This window comes from Leptotrichia wadei, assembly GCF_007990445.1.
In the GTDB taxonomy this organism is placed as follows: Bacteria; Fusobacteriota; Fusobacteriia; order Fusobacteriales; family Leptotrichiaceae; genus Leptotrichia; species Leptotrichia wadei_A.
Window position 1 is genome coordinate 1,247,118 of the sequence record NZ_AP019841.1, and the last position, 17,674, is coordinate 1,264,791.

Annotated in this window: 15 protein-coding genes and 1 riboswitch; of the genes, 1 reads left to right on the forward strand and 14 read right to left on the reverse strand. The window is 29.6% G+C overall.

Going from position 1 to position 17,674, the window contains the following annotated elements:
* Window positions 1-53: 53 nt before the first annotated feature.
* The 12 genes from glyA to FVE74_RS05980 form a co-directional block, all read right to left on the reverse strand.
* A complete protein-coding gene (gene glyA, locus FVE74_RS05925) occupies window positions 54-1,298 on the reverse strand; it encodes a serine hydroxymethyltransferase (RefSeq protein WP_147003667.1) in 1,245 nt (414 codons plus the stop codon).
* Window positions 1,299-1,378: 80 nt separating this feature from the next.
* Entirely contained in the window at window positions 1,379-2,359 is a 981-nt protein-coding gene (locus FVE74_RS05930; RefSeq protein WP_147003668.1) for a VacJ family lipoprotein, read from the reverse strand.
* Window positions 2,360-2,362: 3 nt separating this feature from the next.
* Entirely contained in the window at window positions 2,363-3,664 is a 1,302-nt protein-coding gene (locus FVE74_RS05935; RefSeq protein WP_147003669.1) for an alpha/beta hydrolase, read from the reverse strand.
* A gap of 125 nt (window positions 3,665-3,789) precedes the next feature.
* Window positions 3,790-7,419, reverse strand: coding sequence for a chromosome segregation protein SMC (gene smc / locus FVE74_RS05940; RefSeq protein ID WP_147003670.1), 3,630 nt, complete (start codon window positions 7,417-7,419; stop codon window positions 3,790-3,792).
* 34 nt (window positions 7,420-7,453) lie between these two features.
* The gene (locus FVE74_RS05945; RefSeq protein WP_147003671.1) at window positions 7,454-7,687 is read right to left on the reverse strand and encodes a hypothetical protein; all 234 of its coding nucleotides are present in this window, start codon (window positions 7,685-7,687) and stop codon (window positions 7,454-7,456) included.
* A 66-nt stretch (window positions 7,688-7,753) separates the two neighbouring features.
* Window positions 7,754-8,398, reverse strand: coding sequence for a hypothetical protein (locus FVE74_RS05950; protein ID WP_147003672.1), 645 nt, complete (start codon window positions 8,396-8,398; stop codon window positions 7,754-7,756).
* Window positions 8,399-8,420: 22 nt separating this feature from the next.
* A complete protein-coding gene (locus FVE74_RS05955) occupies window positions 8,421-9,065 on the reverse strand; it encodes a hypothetical protein (protein ID WP_147003673.1) in 645 nt (214 codons plus the stop codon).
* Between the two features lie 11 nt (window positions 9,066-9,076).
* The gene (locus FVE74_RS05960; RefSeq protein WP_147003674.1) at window positions 9,077-9,655 is read right to left on the reverse strand and encodes a hypothetical protein; all 579 of its coding nucleotides are present in this window, start codon (window positions 9,653-9,655) and stop codon (window positions 9,077-9,079) included.
* On the reverse strand, window positions 9,633-10,331 hold the full coding sequence (locus FVE74_RS05965; protein ID WP_147003675.1) for a DUF4280 domain-containing protein: 699 nt from the start codon (window positions 10,329-10,331) through the stop codon (window positions 9,633-9,635). Before FVE74_RS05965 ends, FVE74_RS05960 begins: the two co-directional genes overlap by 23 nt.
* Window positions 10,324-11,100: a hypothetical protein gene (locus tag FVE74_RS05970; protein ID WP_147003676.1), complete on the reverse strand. Its 777-nt coding sequence runs from the start codon at window positions 11,098-11,100 to the stop codon at window positions 10,324-10,326. Before FVE74_RS05970 ends, FVE74_RS05965 begins: the two co-directional genes overlap by 8 nt.
* Window positions 11,101-11,128: 28 nt before the next feature.
* On the reverse strand, window positions 11,129-12,412 hold the full coding sequence (locus tag FVE74_RS05975; RefSeq protein ID WP_147003677.1) for an exopolysaccharide biosynthesis polyprenyl glycosylphosphotransferase: 1,284 nt from the start codon (window positions 12,410-12,412) through the stop codon (window positions 11,129-11,131).
* A gap of 219 nt (window positions 12,413-12,631) precedes the next feature.
* Window positions 12,632-13,747 (reverse strand): acyltransferase, encoded by a 1,116-nt coding sequence (locus FVE74_RS05980; protein WP_147003678.1) that lies wholly within the window; start codon window positions 13,745-13,747, stop codon window positions 12,632-12,634.
* Between the two features lie 269 nt (window positions 13,748-14,016).
* On the opposite strand from FVE74_RS05980, the gene FVE74_RS05985 reads away from it, so the two are divergent.
* A complete protein-coding gene (locus FVE74_RS05985) occupies window positions 14,017-14,811 on the forward strand; it encodes a class I SAM-dependent methyltransferase (RefSeq protein ID WP_147003679.1) in 795 nt (264 codons plus the stop codon).
* Between the two features lie 288 nt (window positions 14,812-15,099).
* Here FVE74_RS05985 and FVE74_RS05990 read toward each other — a convergent pair whose 3' ends face one another.
* Both FVE74_RS05990 and FVE74_RS05995 read right to left on the reverse strand, forming a co-directional pair.
* Complete coding sequence (locus FVE74_RS05990; RefSeq protein WP_147003680.1) at window positions 15,100-16,443, reverse strand: alanine/glycine:cation symporter family protein; 1,344 nt, start codon at window positions 16,441-16,443, stop codon at window positions 15,100-15,102.
* Between the two features lie 198 nt (window positions 16,444-16,641).
* Window positions 16,642-16,737, reverse strand: a riboswitch (glycine riboswitch).
* 208 nt (window positions 16,738-16,945) lie between these two features.
* Entirely contained in the window at window positions 16,946-17,668 is a 723-nt protein-coding gene (locus FVE74_RS05995; RefSeq protein ID WP_147003681.1) for a Fic family protein, read from the reverse strand.
* Window positions 17,669-17,674 lie beyond the last annotated feature (6 nt).

Consider the following 17,674-nt stretch of genomic DNA (forward strand, 5'->3'; position numbering starts at 1 on the left):
CTTGCCATATTTACTAAATTTTTAAATTTTTACAATGCCTATTTAATTTCCAGTTATTTTCCCTTATAAAGTGGAAATTTTTCTGTCAATTTGAAAACTTGTTCTTTCACTTGGGCAATTTTTTCACTGTCATTTATATTTCCTAAAACTGTCAATATAAACTGCGCCACTTGTCTTGTTTCATCTTCCTTAAATCCACGAGTTGTAATTGCAGGCGTTCCTAATCTTATTCCACTTGTAATAAACGGTTTTTCAGGATCATTTGGAATAGCATTTTTGTTACAAGTTATTCCAGCCTCTTCCAATTTTGCTTCAGCTAACTTCCCAGTAACTCCCATTGGACGTAAATCTACAAGCATTAAATGGTTGTCAGTTCCGCCGCTTACGATTCTAAGTCCACCTTTTGTAAGTTCTTCAGACAAAACTTTTGCATTTTTTGCAACTTGTTCCTGATATTCTTTGTATTCGGGACTAAGCGCCTCTTTAAATGCAACTGCTTTTGCTGCGATTATATGAACCAATGGTCCTCCTTGTATTCCAGGAAATATTGTCTTGTCAATTTTCTTGGCAATTTCTTCATTATTTGTCAAGATTACTCCACCACGAGGCCCTCTTAATGTTTTATGAGTTGTAGAAGTTACAACATCTGCATATTCCAATGGATTTGGATGAAGTCCAGCTGCAACAAGTCCAGCAATATGAGCCATATCCACCATTAAATATGCCCCAACTTCATCAGCAATTTCTTTAAATTTCTTAAAGTCAATTATTCTTGAATAAGCGCTCGCTCCAGCAACTATCATTTTAGGTTTTTCCCTCAATGCAATTTCCCTTACTGCTTCATAATCAATCAGTTCTGTTTCAGGATTCAGTCCATATTCAAGCCCAATATAGTTCTTCCCAGAAAAATTAATTTTATAACCATGAGTCAAATGCCCACCAGCGCTAAGACTCATTCCCAAAATCTTATCCCCAGCATTAAGCAATCCAACATAAACTCCCATATTCGCTTGAGATCCAGAATGTGGCTGAACATTAGCATATTTTGCCCCAAATAGTTTTTTCAATCTTTCAATCGCAAGACTTTCCACCACATCAGCATTTACACATCCACCATAATATCTTTTACCAGGATAACCTTCCGCATATTTATTAGTAAACACAGACCCAGCCGCTTCCATCACAGCCTTTGAAACAAAGTTTTCCGATGCAATTAACTCAATCCCCTCTTCTTGTCTTTTTTCTTCTTCCGTAATCGCATTATACACTTCCAAATCAACATCTTTTATATAGCTCATCTTAATTTCCTCCTAATTTTTATATTAAATTTTTTAATAATACTTTTTTATTTCAAAAGCAGATGTATTTAAATTTATAATTATTTCATAACTTGTATTTTTCTATAATTATAGTAAAGAGCTTTTACTAAATCATATTCAAACGGAGAATTTAAATCTCCATATTTTATACTAAGTATAGAACGTGCATTTAGCCCTGTTACAACTGGTCTTGTAAACCCATATACAGTTTTATCAAAGATTCCTGTATCAAAAAACAGCTTTTTATCCACAACACCTCTTGCTGCACCTTCCATTGCCGCATCTGCCGTACTTCCAACTGCATCCCTAACAGTGCTTGGGCCTAATACCGGCAAAACCAAAAAAGACCCTGTTCCTATTCCATAATGCCCTAAAGTATCTCCCATTGTTTCAGGATCGCTTCTTAGCCCAATATTTTTAGCGACATCAGTTACTCCCAATAACCCGGCAGTTGAATTTACCACAAATCTTCCAAGCGCATTTGCAGCTTTTCCAGGTTTTAATTGTAAAACTGAATTTACAAATGTCGGTATTTCCTTAAAATTATTATAAAAATTTGAAATTCCCTTTCTCACTGGTTTTGGAACAGCTGCCGCATATATACGTGAAGCCGGATAAGCTATCTTTCTGTCAAGCTGTGTATTAAAAGCATACATTCTTCTATTAAAAGGCTCCATAGAATCATTTATTCCAGTCAGCTGAAACACTTGACTTGATACAATGTAATCTTCATTCAGCTCTTCTAAATTTTCTGCTAATACTCCATATCCATCCTGCTCAATTGCAATATACTTATTCAAATCAGATTTATTTTTCTTTGTTTTAACATTCGTTCTTTCAACTAAATCAATATTTTTATCAGGTATCTGAGCCACTTTCCCATCTTCAAACTTAATAAAAAGATCATCATTTGCCTCTTTGCGGCTTTCCTCCAGGAACATTACAGTATCTTCATTTTTTATTTCCATCAGTTCAGCTTTTCCAACTGCTGTAATGGCAAACATAGCCCCAAGTATTAATAGTTTATTTTTTCTTGCCATAATTTATTTTTCCTCCAATTTATCTACCATCAAATTTGCCACATCCTTATGCCAAAGAGCTCCTGTATGACCTCCAAACGGTATTAATACTCTATTTGAAAATGTATTTTTTATGTAATCCAAATCTTCTTTTTCAAGCAAAATATCATTTGTCGAAGTAATAAATACAATGTTTTTATTATTTCTATTGATAAAATCCTGACTGCTTCTCAAGTCAAAATCATCTATAAATTTATTAAAATCAAGATCAGGATATTTAAATTTTTTCAAATAAGGATATAGAATTTCCTTTGCATATTCATCAAATGAAACCGACAGCCCTTCTCTAAATTCATTAGACACAGAATCAAATCTCTTATATGATTTTTTGTTTGAAAGTCTTCCAACAGCATTATTCCCGCTAAATACTTCTCCCGCGAAAGTCATATTTGCCGAATAAAATCTAAATAATAACCCTGTAAGTATTTCAAAATCCTTTTCTCCAAGTCCTAACTTCCCTAATGTAGTTGTCAAGCTTGAAAACTCCATATCTTTTATTTGCATTGATTTATCATAAACAAGTTTGCTAAATATTGTATCTAAATATTTTTCCAGGCTTCTCGCGTCATAAACTCCATTTTTTATCAAATATCCGTCTAGTTTTTTCGTTGCTGTCAAAATACTGATTGGCGAATTTAATAAAAGAGATTTTTCAATTCCAATTTTTCTATTATTTTTTTCATCCATTTCATGAATTAACAATGACTGAAATCCACCTAGGCTGTAACCTCCAATATAAGTCTTGTTAATTTTCATTCCATCGCTTTTTTCCCTTAAGATAGCTTTCTGTATCAAATCATACAATTGTGCAGTTTCATCTTTTATATATCCAGCATAGGCATTTTTACTTTGACTTACGATATAAGGCATTGTAGTAGGTGAACTGAAGTCAATTACATTATACCCTCTGTCATAAAATACATTTGCCAAATAAAGTGACATCCCGCTGTTATAAACTGAACCTGTTCCTGAAATTAAAATTATTAGCGGCGCTTTCTTGTCTTTCTGAGTCCAAACGCCATATTCATAATCCTTCCACTGTCTTAGTATTTCAGGAATTTTTTTTGTTGTGGTAAATTTCCTTACTTTTGGCCCCTTTGGATTTTTAAATTTATACTGCTGTTCTGCAGGCGTTCCAAGAACAGTCGCCATTATGGCACTTTCCTTATATGGATAATCACTCGCAATTTGCGATACATCCGTTTCAGCAAGTCCAATAGTTGAAAATGCAAGCATCATTATCAAACCCAATATTTTTTTTAACATATTCCCAATCTATGTGAAAACTTTTTCACACTTCTCCTTTCCAATTTTCAAAAATTATACTTTTTTATTTATTTATATTTTATCAAAAATATCAAAAAATTTCCAGTAAAAAATATTAAATTAAATTACACATCCACTGAAACAATCTTAGTTTCCCCAATCTCCTTATTCATAGTAACTCCATACAGCCTATGCGATCCCTTCATCGTTTCCTTATTATGAGTTATAAGAATAAACTGCGATTTATTAATAAACTGATGCAGCAATTCAACAATCTTCTTCGTATTCTTTTCATCAAGCGCCGCTTCAATTTCATCAAAAAATGTAAATGGACTTGGTTTAAACATAAAAATTGCCATTATAAATGACACTGCAAGCATTGATTTTTCCCCGCCTGAAAGTAAAAGTAACGTCTGCTCAGGCTTATTTTTATATTTTACACTTAATTCCAGCCCAGTTGTAAGTAAATTTTCAGGATCTGTCATTTTCAGTATTCCTTTAGCGCCATTTAAAATTGTTTCACACATATATTGAAAGTTTTTATTTATTTGCTCATAAGCCATAAAAAACTTACTTGTAACTTCCTCTTCAATTTCCCTGATAAATCCAAGCAATGATTCCCTGCTTTCAAGCAGATCCTTCTTCTGTGCCGCAATACTCTGATACCGCTCATTTTCATGCTCATATTCTTCTATCGAAGCCATATTTACCGCTCCAATATTCATACGGCTTCTTTCATTTGAAGCTAATTTTCTCTTTATATCCGCAAGCTCTTCTTCGCTGGCAATTTCAAAATATTCTTCATCGTTCAAAATTTCATCATTTTCAAGTTCCTTAAATTCCGAAGTCTGAAACTCAAGTTCGCTGTTATTTCTAGTAATTTTCTCAATTATTTTTTCATATTCATTTTTATATTTCAGGATATTCATCTCAATTCCCTTGATTTCCGCAATTAATTTTCTTTCACTTCCTTCAACCTTCTGAATTTCCTTTTCTATTTCTTGAATTTCACCAAAAATACTCTTCCTATTTTTTTCATTTTCCCCAATTTCAGACTTTAATTTTGAAATTTTATCCATTAATTCTCTTCCAAGCAAATCTTTCCTTTTCTCAAATTCAATTAATTCAGCCTTCTCCCTCAAAAGTTTCCTATAATCAGCCTCAATTTCCCCAAACCGATTTTTATTATTATCAGTTCTGACTTTCAAAACTTCATATTCCTTATCAGCCACATTCAGTCTTTGAATAAATTCATCAATATTTTCAAGTTTTTTCAATTCTTCCCTTAAATTTTCCATTTTTAAATTATTCTCTTCAATATACTTTTCAATATTCTGAATCAATTCCAGATTTTCCTTTATTTTCGTTTCCTTCTCCAAAATAAACTTTCTGCTTTCAGAAATTTCATAGTTCAAAGTATTAATTTCCCGCTGTTTCCGACTGAATTTAATACTAAAATCATCATAATTTTCATTAAATGACTGATAATCATTTTTAAAGTTCTCAAATAATTTTTCTTCTTCTTCCTTTTCTTTTCCAACTTTCTCAGCCTCTAAAACAATTTCCGATAATTTTTTCTCAAATTTATCAAGATCTTTTTTATTTTCCTCAATCTCACCTTTCAGATGCTTCAGCTCTTTTTTTCTTTCCAAAATCTCATCTTTCCCCTTAAATGAATGTCCGCCAGTCATTCTTCCCCGAGAAGTAATAATATCCCCTTCAAGTGTGACAATCCTGTCATTAAACCCTTTTTTCAAAAGCTCTGTCCCAACTTCCAGATTCTCTACAACAACCGAATTTCCATAAACAAACTGAATAACTTTTTCTATATTTTCATTTACAAATTTTTTATCGGCTTTTACGATATTTCTTGCAAAGTCAATAATTCCATTTTTCCCCTTTGTATTTGAAATAATATTCTGAATTTCCTCCTGCGGCATCCTATTTTGAAAATTACTTTTTTGCAAAATCTTCTCAATAACAGGCAAATTTTCATTAATCTTTGAAACCCGAATATCTTCAACTGGTAAAAATGAAGCCCTTCCAAGTTTTTTTCTTTTTAGAATCTCAATACATTTCTTCCCAATTTCACTATCCCTTACAACAATATCCCGAAACATTCCGCCAGATAAAGTCTGAACCGCTTCCTCAAATCCTGCTGGAACATCAATCAGATTAACAAAAGCCCCAATTACTCCGTCAATTTTTTCATTCAAAATATGCTTCACGCTCTGGTTAAAAGTCTCATTTTTTTCAATCGCATTAGCAATAGCCTTTTGCCTAACCTGAAAGTTTTCAAGTTTATAACTGGATTCATTTTTTTTCTTATTAATTTCCGAATATTCTTTTCTCAATTCATCTGTTTTTTCATTAAGTTTCTGAATTTTCTGTTCCCTTTCAAATTTCTGCTTTTCCTTTTCCGATTTCTGCACTTCGTAAGCCTTCTTTTCCTGACTTATCCTGTCAAATTCATCTTCTAGGCCCATCTTTTCAGCAATTTGCCTTTTATTCTCATTCGTAGCCCCAAAAACTCTTTTCTCCAGATCCTCATTTTCCCCAGCTACTTTTATTTTATCAACTTCAAAATTAGAGTTTTTCTGTGTCCGCTCCTTCAATTCAAGCGCTATTTCGTCACTTTTCCTTTTCACCCCCTTAACTTTAGCCTCCAATTCATTTTTTTCCCGTTCCTTTTCAGCCAAATCTTTTGTCATAAGTTCAAGTTCACTTTTAGAATCGTTTAAAATTTTCTCCTTTTCCTCAATATCCTTTTCTAAAATCCCTTTTCTTCTAGCCTTCTCATTAGCTTCAGTTTCTAAATTAGAATTTTGATTTACCAATTTTGAATATTCTTCCTTCAGCATTTCCAGATTTTCAAAATTTTTATTTCTCTCATTTTTTTTATTTTTCAAATTTTCTTGAAGTTCCACTCTAATTTCATTAGTTTTTTCAAGTTCAGCCTGCTTTTCAGAAAAAGTTTTTTCTCCCCTTTCCAGTTCTTCCCTTACTTCCTGACTTTTCTCCTCATATTCATACTTCAGCGAAGTTTTCTCATTAACGCCATACTCTAAAACCATAAATTTATGAACATCAATCTTTTTACTATATTCTCTAAAAAGTTTTGCCTTTTCCTGCTCAATCTTCAAATAATCAACCCGATGCTTCAAATCCTTTTCCACATAATCAATCTTTTCAATCTCATTTTTCAAATCCTGCAGCTTTTTCTCAGACTCATCCTTTTCAATCTTAGCTCTTTTTACTCCAGCCGCCTCTTCTATAATTTCCTTCAATTCCTTTGGCGAAGACCCAATAATTCTCTCCACTCGCCCTTGTCCAATTATCGAATAAGCCTGCTTTCCAATTCCAGTATCCATAAAAAGAGTATGAATATCTTTAAGTCTAGATTTTTTATTATTGATCAAATATTCATTTTCCCCAGTCTTAAAAATTCTTCTCGTAATTTTAACTTCTGAAAAATCAATATCCAAATATCTGTCTCCATTATCAATAATTAGGCTAACCTCTGCCATAGACTTTGGCTTTTTATTCTTCCCGCCAGAAAAAATAATATCCGAACTCTCCTTAGCCCGTATATTCTTATAGCTCTGCTCTCCTAAAACCCACAAAATCGCATCCAGAATATTACTCTTTCCGCTCCCGTTAGGTCCAACAATGGAAGTAATTCCACTGTCAAACTCCACAATAGTTTTATTTGCAAATGATTTAAATCCCGTCAACTCCAATGCTTTTAAGTACATCTTTTCTCTCCTAATTTTTTTAACTCTTTTTTATTTAATGTAATTTTATCATACTTTCCTCTCCCAAGCCACACTCTTCCCTAATATTTTCTCCAGTTTCTTCAATTACAACACTGCTTTTTCCCTCATTTACATCATAACGTATATAAATAGTTGAAGTATCTTTTGTAACATACTCTGTTTCTTTATTATCAAAATTTACCTTTTTACGTTCAATATACTTCCCGGTTATCCCATCTTTATAATAAAACGAATCTTTTGAAGCCAAAAAAGCGTTAAAATCAATAATAACAATGAAATTATCATTTTTTTCATATCATTTCCTTTTAAAATTTTATTTTACATATCTGCAACTTTCCCATAAATGTAATTTTTCATTTTCAGTTTTTATCTCCATCTGATAATAAAGAGTCCACTTACTTTGATAATACACATCCATCTTTAAATCGCCTTCTAAATTCCAATCTGAATCTTTAAAAAATTCCTTGAATGATTTCTTATCTAAATATTTTCCACGAAAATATCCTTTGTTTGGAGTGTAATCGGATATAATTCCCATACTTACTTCTTCTGTTGTCTCCAATTCATCATATTTTATTATGTCACTTTGAAAATACGGTGTAAAATCTTTTATTTCTTTTCCTGTTTTAGAATCATAATATTTTTCATTTTCATATACGACTTCTGTTTCTATCCCTACCTCATTGATTGATTTATAATATTTTCCAGTCCATATATTTTCCCCTGTTCTTCTCAAATTCATTGATTCATAATATTTATCCCTACCTCTATTATATGCTTTTGCAAATTCATAATAATCACTGCAAAAAGTATTTATAGTTTTATTTTTATCATTATATTGAGATACTATAAATTTTTTTGTTTTTTCAGAAGTTTTATAATCATAGAATATTATTATGTAAAGTAGGATAAATAAAATTGTTAAAATAATTGAAGTAATTATAATAAATTTTTTCATTCTGATACTTCTCCTTAAAATTTTATTTTATATACCTACACTTTTCACCTAAAACCAACTCACCATTTTCTGTTTCAAGTCGCATTTGATAATATAATGGCTCTATACTTTGATAATATACATCTATTTTTATATCTCCTTCTAAATTCCAATCTGAATCTTTAAAAAATTCCTTGAATGATTTCTTATCTAAGTATTTTCCACGAAAATATCCTTCATTTGGGGTATAATCGGATATAATTCCCATACTTACTTCTTCTGTTGTCTCCAATTCATCATATTTTATTATGTCACTTTGAAAATACGGTATAAAATCTTTTATTTCTTTTCCTGTTTTAGAATCATAATATTTTTCATTTTCATATACAATTTCTGTTTCTACCCCTATTTCATTAGTTGATTTATAATACTTTCCAGTCCATTTGTTTTTATCTACTCTTCGTAAATTTAATGTTTCACTATGCTCAATTCCGTTTTCAATATAAACTTTTCCAAGATGATAATAATCTGTACAAAAAGTATTTATAGTTTTATTTTTATCACTATACTGAGACACCATAAATTTTTTTGTTTTTTCAGAAGTTTTATGATCATAAAATATTATTATGTAAAGCAGAACGAATAAAATAAATAGGATAATCAAAGTAATTATAATAAATTTTTTCATTTTTATAACTCCTAATAAATATAAAAGTTTTCTTTTTCCAATATGTCTGTATCTTCTACCGGACTTCTTCCCCATAATGTATCCATAAGAACTTTATCAAACTGCCATCTATCTCCTTGTGCCATGTCTGCTATTCCAACGCTATAAAAATATGATTCATCTCCTTGCTTCTTTTGTATCTGTCTTCCATACTTTATAAATTTTGCTAATTTGGTTTTATTAACTAACAAATCAGCATGAGCTTCTATTTCTGATCCAAAAGTATAGCTATTATTCCCAGAACCCGACCATTTATTTGAAACTTTATATAACGGTTCATCTCCTTCTCTTAAATAATTTAAAATTTTCTTTCCCATTTTTTGTGAATTAGGTTTATAAGCATAGTATTCCGCTACTTTTTTCATATCTAATTTTGTCATATATGAACTTTCTCCTGAACTTTGAAAATGATTATGTATAAATACAACTTTTTCATTTTCATCTCCAAATCGTTTATTTTGAATTATATAATCAAATGGAGATTCTCCATCTTTATCAAAACTTCCAAAAGGTACAGAAACTGCTGTTTTATCTCTTCTTACTATAAACAATTAATTCTCCGTCAATTTCAGTCAACACAAAATTTCCGCTCCAAATACTTCCATAATTTTTATAATTTATCACTTCTGTAGTTTCATAGTATATATTTCCATTTTTTTCAACTTTCTTTATTTTTCCATTCTTTAGTCCTTCTTCTATCGCTTCTCTATACAATTCTTGAGAATTTCTTTTATTTTTGCCACCATAAACTACAAATCCTGGCATACCAAAATTAAAAAATAAATTTCTAGGTAAAACACCTAAACCACCTATTCCTAATGAAGTTAATAATGCCAACTCCATTCCTTGCCCTATTGGAAAATCTGAATTAAATAGTGAAAGTAAACTTTCAGAAGCCATCATTTCTTCCAATGTCAAATATAAACTCAAAATTCCACCTTTTTCACATTTTATTTTTGAATTTTCTAAAAGAAGGCGATTATTTCCTATCATCGCTTTCTCTCCAAGTGGCTCCCAGTTTCCTACAGCACAGAATTTACATTCTCCTTTTTTACACTTATCAAATTGAGGTATATTTTCTAAAAATTCCTTATCTCCTTCTGTCGCCATTTTTTTACCATATATAAGTACATTATTATTATGAGTTACTTTTAATCTTTTTATATTTGTGGCCTCAGCAAAACTGCATTTTATAAAACTTCCTTCAGGTACGCATTTTTTATTCATCACATTCCCTCATTTCTAAATTTACCTTAAAATTATTTTCATAAATTGATATTTCATTTTCTAAAAATTTTAATTCTCTTCCAAATATATCTTCCAGTTTTTTTATAGATTTATTTTTATCAAAGTATACATCATCTAGTTTGCCAGTTATCTCCAAACTTATTAAATCTTTCCCCACATGTGCCTCTACCAATTTACTTTCCAAACGCAACGGTAAATCTATACCACCTATATTTCTTAATTTTACTTTTCTTCTAACAATATTATTAAAATTATATTTTTCATAAAAAGGAACAAATAAAAATATTGATAAATCTCTTCCAGCAATATAATCAGTAACTAACCTTGGAGATGAAAACATTTTCTTTATTCCTTTTAAAAATTCTTCAATATCATCTTCATCAAGATCTGAATACCATGCATATTTTTTTACTAATTCAAAATCTTCTTTTAATTCATCCAAATTTTCAATCCTAGAAACTTCTATTTCCTTATTAATTTTATAATTGACAGGATTCATAATTGTATCAACCAATTCAGACAAAAAAACAATTTCCTTATTTCTAAAACCTTCATATTTCATGTTCTTCTTTTCGATTTTTATAATATGATTTTCACCAGTTTTTTTTATAGCTTCCATAGAAAAATCATAGGAAGTTTCAATGTTACGTATACCTTTTTCTATAATGTTCTTATTCTGAATACTAACAACATATTCATATCTTCTATTCAAAATAGGTTTAAATTCCAAGATTACTTCTCTATTCACGACTATTCTCCTAAAAATTCAAAATTTATTATCTTCCTTTTCCAAAAATAACAATCGTAACAGTTTTTAGTAATATTTTCATATCAAAAATAATGTCATGATTTTTTATATAATACAAATCATACTGCAGCTTTCTGTAGGCATCCTCAACGCTTGCCCCATACGGATACATTACTTGCGCCCATCCAGTAAGTCCTGGCTTTACAGTATGTCTTAAATTATAGTACATAATTTCCTTTTCCAGCTGCTTTATAAAAAATTCCCTTTCTGGACGTGGTCCCACAAAGCTCATTTCTCCACGTAGCACATTCCACAGTTGCGGTAATTCATCAATTCTTGTAAGCCGCATAAATTTACCAAATTTTGTAACACGATTGTCATTTTTTGTAGCCCATTTTGGTCCGTCCTTTTCTGCATCAGTTGTCATCGAACGAAACTTCACTATTTTAAACGGCTTATTCCCTTCACCAATTCTTTCCTGAATAAAAAATACCGGCCCTTTTGACTCAAGTTTTATTATAATCGCAGCGATAATCATGATTGGAATTACGCAAACTCCGATTAAAAGTGCAAAAATTATATCAAGAATCCTTTTTGCCTTTAAATTGAAACTGTTATAATAAATTTCAAAACCTGTATTTTCCAAAAACCATTTTGGACTTAAATTTGAAACAGGCAATTTATTTTCATACATTTCATAAAATTCCAGGTAATTATAGTATTGCATCCCGTTAAGTTTGTATTGCAGCAGCTTATCAACGAGTTTTGTATCGTATAAAAGATTGCTTGTAAAATCCACAATTATATCAACTTTTTTATTTTCACAAAGTTCTAATATTTTTTTTGTTAAAACTTTTAAATCTTTTTCCCCCTTCAAAAAGTCCGATAATTTATACTGGCTGTCTTTTTTTATGCTCTCAAGCAAATCATTTGTATATCCATTTTCTCCAACAAATACGATTTTTTTCTTTTCAGCCAGTCCAATCATTACAATATAGCGATATATAATTTGAAACATTGTAATTAGCCCAAACAAAATTATCGCTTCATTCAAAAGAAATACTTTTAAAAATTTTGTAACCATCACAAGAATACAATTAATTGCAATTATAATCGCAATATCCCTTAACTTATATCTTCCTGCCATATTATAAACATTTGCCACATAATAAATTACCATAGAACAAGCAATTACAACTACATTCGTAAACCCAAGTCCACGATTTATAAGCAGCAATCCCATTAAATACATCACAATCGTCAATATCCCAAATAAATAAGAATAATTTTTTTTCATTCCACGTACCGCCATTCTAAATTACACTTCCTTTTTTTATTTTTTCTTTAATAATAAATTTATCTAATAAAACTGTTCCATCAAATAAACAAAATTTCCAAATTATAATTTTTCTCCTTTCTCTCATAAGAGATCAAGATTTCTAATGATTATAAAAATCTATAAAATTCAATTAATGCAATATTTTCAATTTTCCTCAACTTTTTTACTGCAGATTCCTAGTTGCCATAAGTATTAAACCTTTTTGTAAAATTGCCTATTTATCCCTGTCATAAAGTTAGACAGTTCTTTTAATGCTTCGCTTGCAAAAAAAGACAATGCGAATACTATTACAAATGCAGTAACTATATATAAAAAATAATTCATTCTGGATTTTAATATTCTTTCACAAAAAAATAAAAAAATTGGATGAATTAAATAAATATCATAAGTTTTCGCTGATATAGATTTTACAATACTTTTTACTTTTGGAAAAACTTTTTCTCCATCAAAAATATTTACAAAAAAATCATAAAATAAAACTGTCGCTCCAAAAACACCAATCGAATGATAATCATAAAAATAATCAAAAAATTTATTATTTGATTTTGTAAATATGTATGTTAAAAAGATAATTGAAAATACCATTATAAAAAAAATTATGTACTTTTGCCACTTTTTCATATTTAAAGGTTTTTCAAAAAGTAAGTAACCGATTAAAAAATATCCGATATATTGCCCAACTGGAGAATATATTTTTATATTTTTCCTAAAAACTGCATTTAAAAACGGAATAATAATTATAAAAGCAATCCAAATATAAACTAAATAATTTATGCTCTTTCTATCGACTTTTGCCACAACTTTTCTCAAAAACGGAGTTATTAAATAAAGCAGCAATATCATATAAATATACCATAAATGATAGTAAATTTTCCCTTGAAAAAAGTCTGAAAAAAAATTATGATAACTTTCCTTTTTGGAAAAAATTAAAATTATCGTTTTATAAGTTGATTTTCTAAAAAAAACCGAAAACAATTCATCATCTTTTACATCTTTAAAAATTATTACAAATATAAAAAAAACAGCAGAATATATAAAAAACTTTGGAATAATTTTTACAAATCTCTTTTTAAAGAATACTTTCACATCCTCATCTTTTCTCAATAAAAAAAATCCACTAACCATAACAAATATCGGCACGCACATTCTACTAAAAGAATCTATAATATTTGCCGTCATCCACCTATTTCCAGATATTTCACCATAACTATACAGCTCACTTGCAACAATATGTATGAAAATAACCATAATAATCGCAATACATTTTAAAATATCAAAATTAAAAAATCTGTCCTTATTTTTTATCATTTTATAGTTCTCCAAATTTACTAATTTTCTCCAATAAAAATATAACTAATTTTACCACAGTTCAAGTTAATTTTCAATCGTTTTTATCTTTATACATTTTATATATAAATGAATTTAGAAGCAATAATTATTCTATTCAAATTCTAAATTTATTTAATTTTAATAATGTGATAAAAATTTTTATATTAAAAATTTGCATTTTGAATAAATATAGGTATAATTCTATTGAATAGTTTGATAATCAAAATTTTTATAAGGAGGAATATACTATGAAAATAAAACTTAATAATATTTCAGAAACTATGCTTATTACTCTGTATATGCGGGCAACTGATGCTAAAAGCGAAAAACCAATTTTGAATGATAAAAAATCTGAAGAAATAATTTCTCAAATAGATTATGACTTCTCGAAATTTAAAAGTGCATGGGCTTCGTATTATGGAGTTCTTTCACGGGCGAAAGTGATGGATAATGAAGTAAAAAAATTTATGACAAAATATCCAGATTGTGTAATTGTGTCGATTGGATGCGGATTAGATACAAGATTTTTACGAATAGATAATGGAAAAATAAGATGGTACAATCTTGACTTGCCAGAAGTCATTGAAAAACGAAAATTATTTTTTGAACCTAATGAACGAGTTACAGATATTGCAAAATCTGCATTTGATTCAGCATGGACAAAAGATATTAAACTGGAAGGGAAAAAATTGCTTATTATTTCCGAAGGAGTATTAATGTACTTTGAAGAACAGCAAATTAAACAGTTTTTGGAAATACTGACTGATAATTTTGATTCTTTTGAAGCTCAATTTGACTTGCTTTACAAAGGAACAGTTAAAATGAGTAAAAAACACGATACCTTAAAAAATATGGAAGCAAAATTTAGTTGGGGAGTAAAGGATGGAAGTGAAGTTGTAAAATTGAATCCAAAATTAAAACAGACTGGACTTATTAATTTTACTGACGAAATGAAACATCATCTTCCTGGATGGAAAAAATTGTTTATTCCACTCTTTTACATCTTTAATAACAGACTGGGAATTTATACTTTTGAAAAATAATTTACAGGATTTTGAGCAGAATATAACTTATTAACACATCGGAAGTTATAAAGATATCCATGCTAACAATTTATCTTTGCAATCTCACCTCTGCTTGCCACGCTATAACTAATAATCTTATTGGCTGGATTAATAAAATAACAGAATAGTTATGAATTTTTTTGCAAAGGGACAAAATTCCTTGTTATCAAATAATATAAAATATAATTTCTATTTATTAATACAAATATACCCAATCTTAAATTCTTTCTCAATCTAAAATCTGGGTATATTTTTATTCTAAAATTACTAATCTTTTAACAATGGATCCTTCTTCGTAACTTCAACTACCAATTTATGTAGCCCAATCAATGCTATCAAATTTGGAATTACCATAAGCCCGTTAAACATATCTGCAAGTTCCCATACTAAATCAACCTTTTGAAGTGAACCTGCCACTATACAAGCCATTACTAAAGCTCTGTAAATATTAAGCGCTTTTTTACCAAACAGATATTTCACATTTGCTTCCCCAAAGAAATACCATCCAATTATTGTGGAAAATGCAAAAAAGAATAATGCAATTGCAACAAATATTACTCCAAAGTGCCCCAATACTGCTTGAAATGCTTGCTGTGTCAATGAAATTCCAGTTCCGCTCGCTCTTCCGTCTGCGATTAATATTACTAATGCTGATAATGTTAAAATTACAAATGTATCAATGAAAACTGTAACAATTGCAACGTGCCCTTGATCTTCAGGATTTTTTACTTTCGCAATTGCATGTGCATGCGGTGTTGACCCCATTCCAGCTTCATTTGAGAATAATCCTCTTGCTACCCCAAATCTTATTGCCTTTCTCATTCCAGCTCCTGCAAATCCACCTAAAACTGCTTTTGTAGAAAAAGCATTAACAAAAATTGCCTTAAATGCCATACCTGCATTTCCAACGTTTAGCAAAATAATAGTAACACATGTTACAACATATAAAATTGCCATAATTGGCACAATTTTTTCAGTAACTGAAGCAATTCTTTTTACTCCGCCAAAAAATATGAACCCAGATAAAACTGCTAAAAATAATCCTGTCACAACTGTCGGAATATGAAAAGCATTATGAAAAGCGTCTCCTACTGAGTTTGCCTGAACTGCATTTCCCATAAATCCTAAAGCTAAAATACATGAAACTGCAAAAAATCCTGCTAAAAATTTAGCTGCTTTTCCACCGTTAAATAAAGTTTGAATATAATAGGCAGGGCCTCCTGTCATTTCCCCATCTTTTTTCTGTTTAAAAATTTGGCTTAATACTGCTTCTGAATAAATAGTAGCCATTCCAAAAAATGCACTTAGCCACATCCAGAATATTGCTCCAGGTCCTCCAGATACAATCGCTGTTGCAGCTCCTGCAAGATTTCCTGTTCCAACCTGTGCGGCAATCGCTGTTGCTAATGCCTGAAATGATGACATTCCGTTACTATCTGCCTTTTCTCCACTAAGGTCAAATCCACCTGTCAGCTGTTTCAGTCCAGTTTTAAATTCCCTAATTTGAATAAACTTCAATCTAAAAGTATAAAATATCCCCGTTCCAACCAACAATATAATTAAAATAACTCCCCAAAAAAATCCATTAAAATCCTTAATAATTTCCAACATTTAATTTTCTCTCCTTCTATTTTCTATATTTTGAATTTTAAATGAATGCAGAATCTAGGCTGTGTATTTCAAACAAATAACATTATAATTCAAATTTATTTAAATAAAAAAGTCATCTTCTACTTTAAAATAAAGCAAAGACAACCTCTAAAAACTCTTTTCATACTAAAAAAGAAATATAAAATTATAATTTTATATGTATTAGTCTCTGTTCTTTTACCTGAGAGTTTAGGGAAAATATTCCTTTGCTCCTTCGGTGCAGCCATTTAAGACCATCTCTCCAGAGGTTCGTCCACTATGAGTCCTTTTACCTGAAAGAGTCACTTCTTCGGTGTTCCAATTACATTTTTAATATTTTTCTAATATAATTAAAATCTCTCCTCATACCTTCATCCAATTTATTCACTTTTTTACATATTATCATATTTTTTCTAGTATGTCAAAAAATATTTTTTGATGTTTTTTTATTTAATAATTTTTGTATTATTAATAAAATCAAATTTTAATATTTCACTTCAAAATAATCAAGTATTTTTTTCATTTCATCTTGTGCCATAAGACAAGTATCATAAAGCCATCCCTTTTCACTCTCATAATTTTTTAACCCACGATAATAAAACATTTTATACTTATCTTCCAATATAAAAGGCACAATATCATTTTTTAGACATTCCTTAAACATTATAAGCCTTCCAACTCTTCCATTTCCATCTTGAAATGGATGAATTTTTTCAAATTTATAGTGGAAATCTATAATTTTTTCAACAGTTATTTCAGTTTGGCTATTATAATTTTCCAAAAGTTTTTTCATCTTTGCCTCAACTTGTTTTGGATTCGCAGTCCTATTTCCACCAACCGTGTTTGGCTTTTGCTTATACTCGCCAACCTTAAACCATTCAATTTGTGAATCACTCGTATTACTTTTAAGCAGAAAATGAAGTTTTTTTATATATTTTTCAGAAAGTTTTTCATTTGCATGTTCAATAATAAAGTCAAAACATTTAAAATGATTTAAAGTTTCAATCACATCTTTAACTTTCACTGTTTCATTTTCCGCAAAAAAACTATTTGTTTCAAAAATATGTCTTGTCTGATCTTCTGTCAATGTACTTCCTTCAATATGATTACTATTATAAGCAAATTTAATTTGAAGATTATGATACAACATTCCTTTTAAATTATTATTTTTTTCTTCAAGCAAAGTTTCCAGTATATAATTTTTCATTTATAT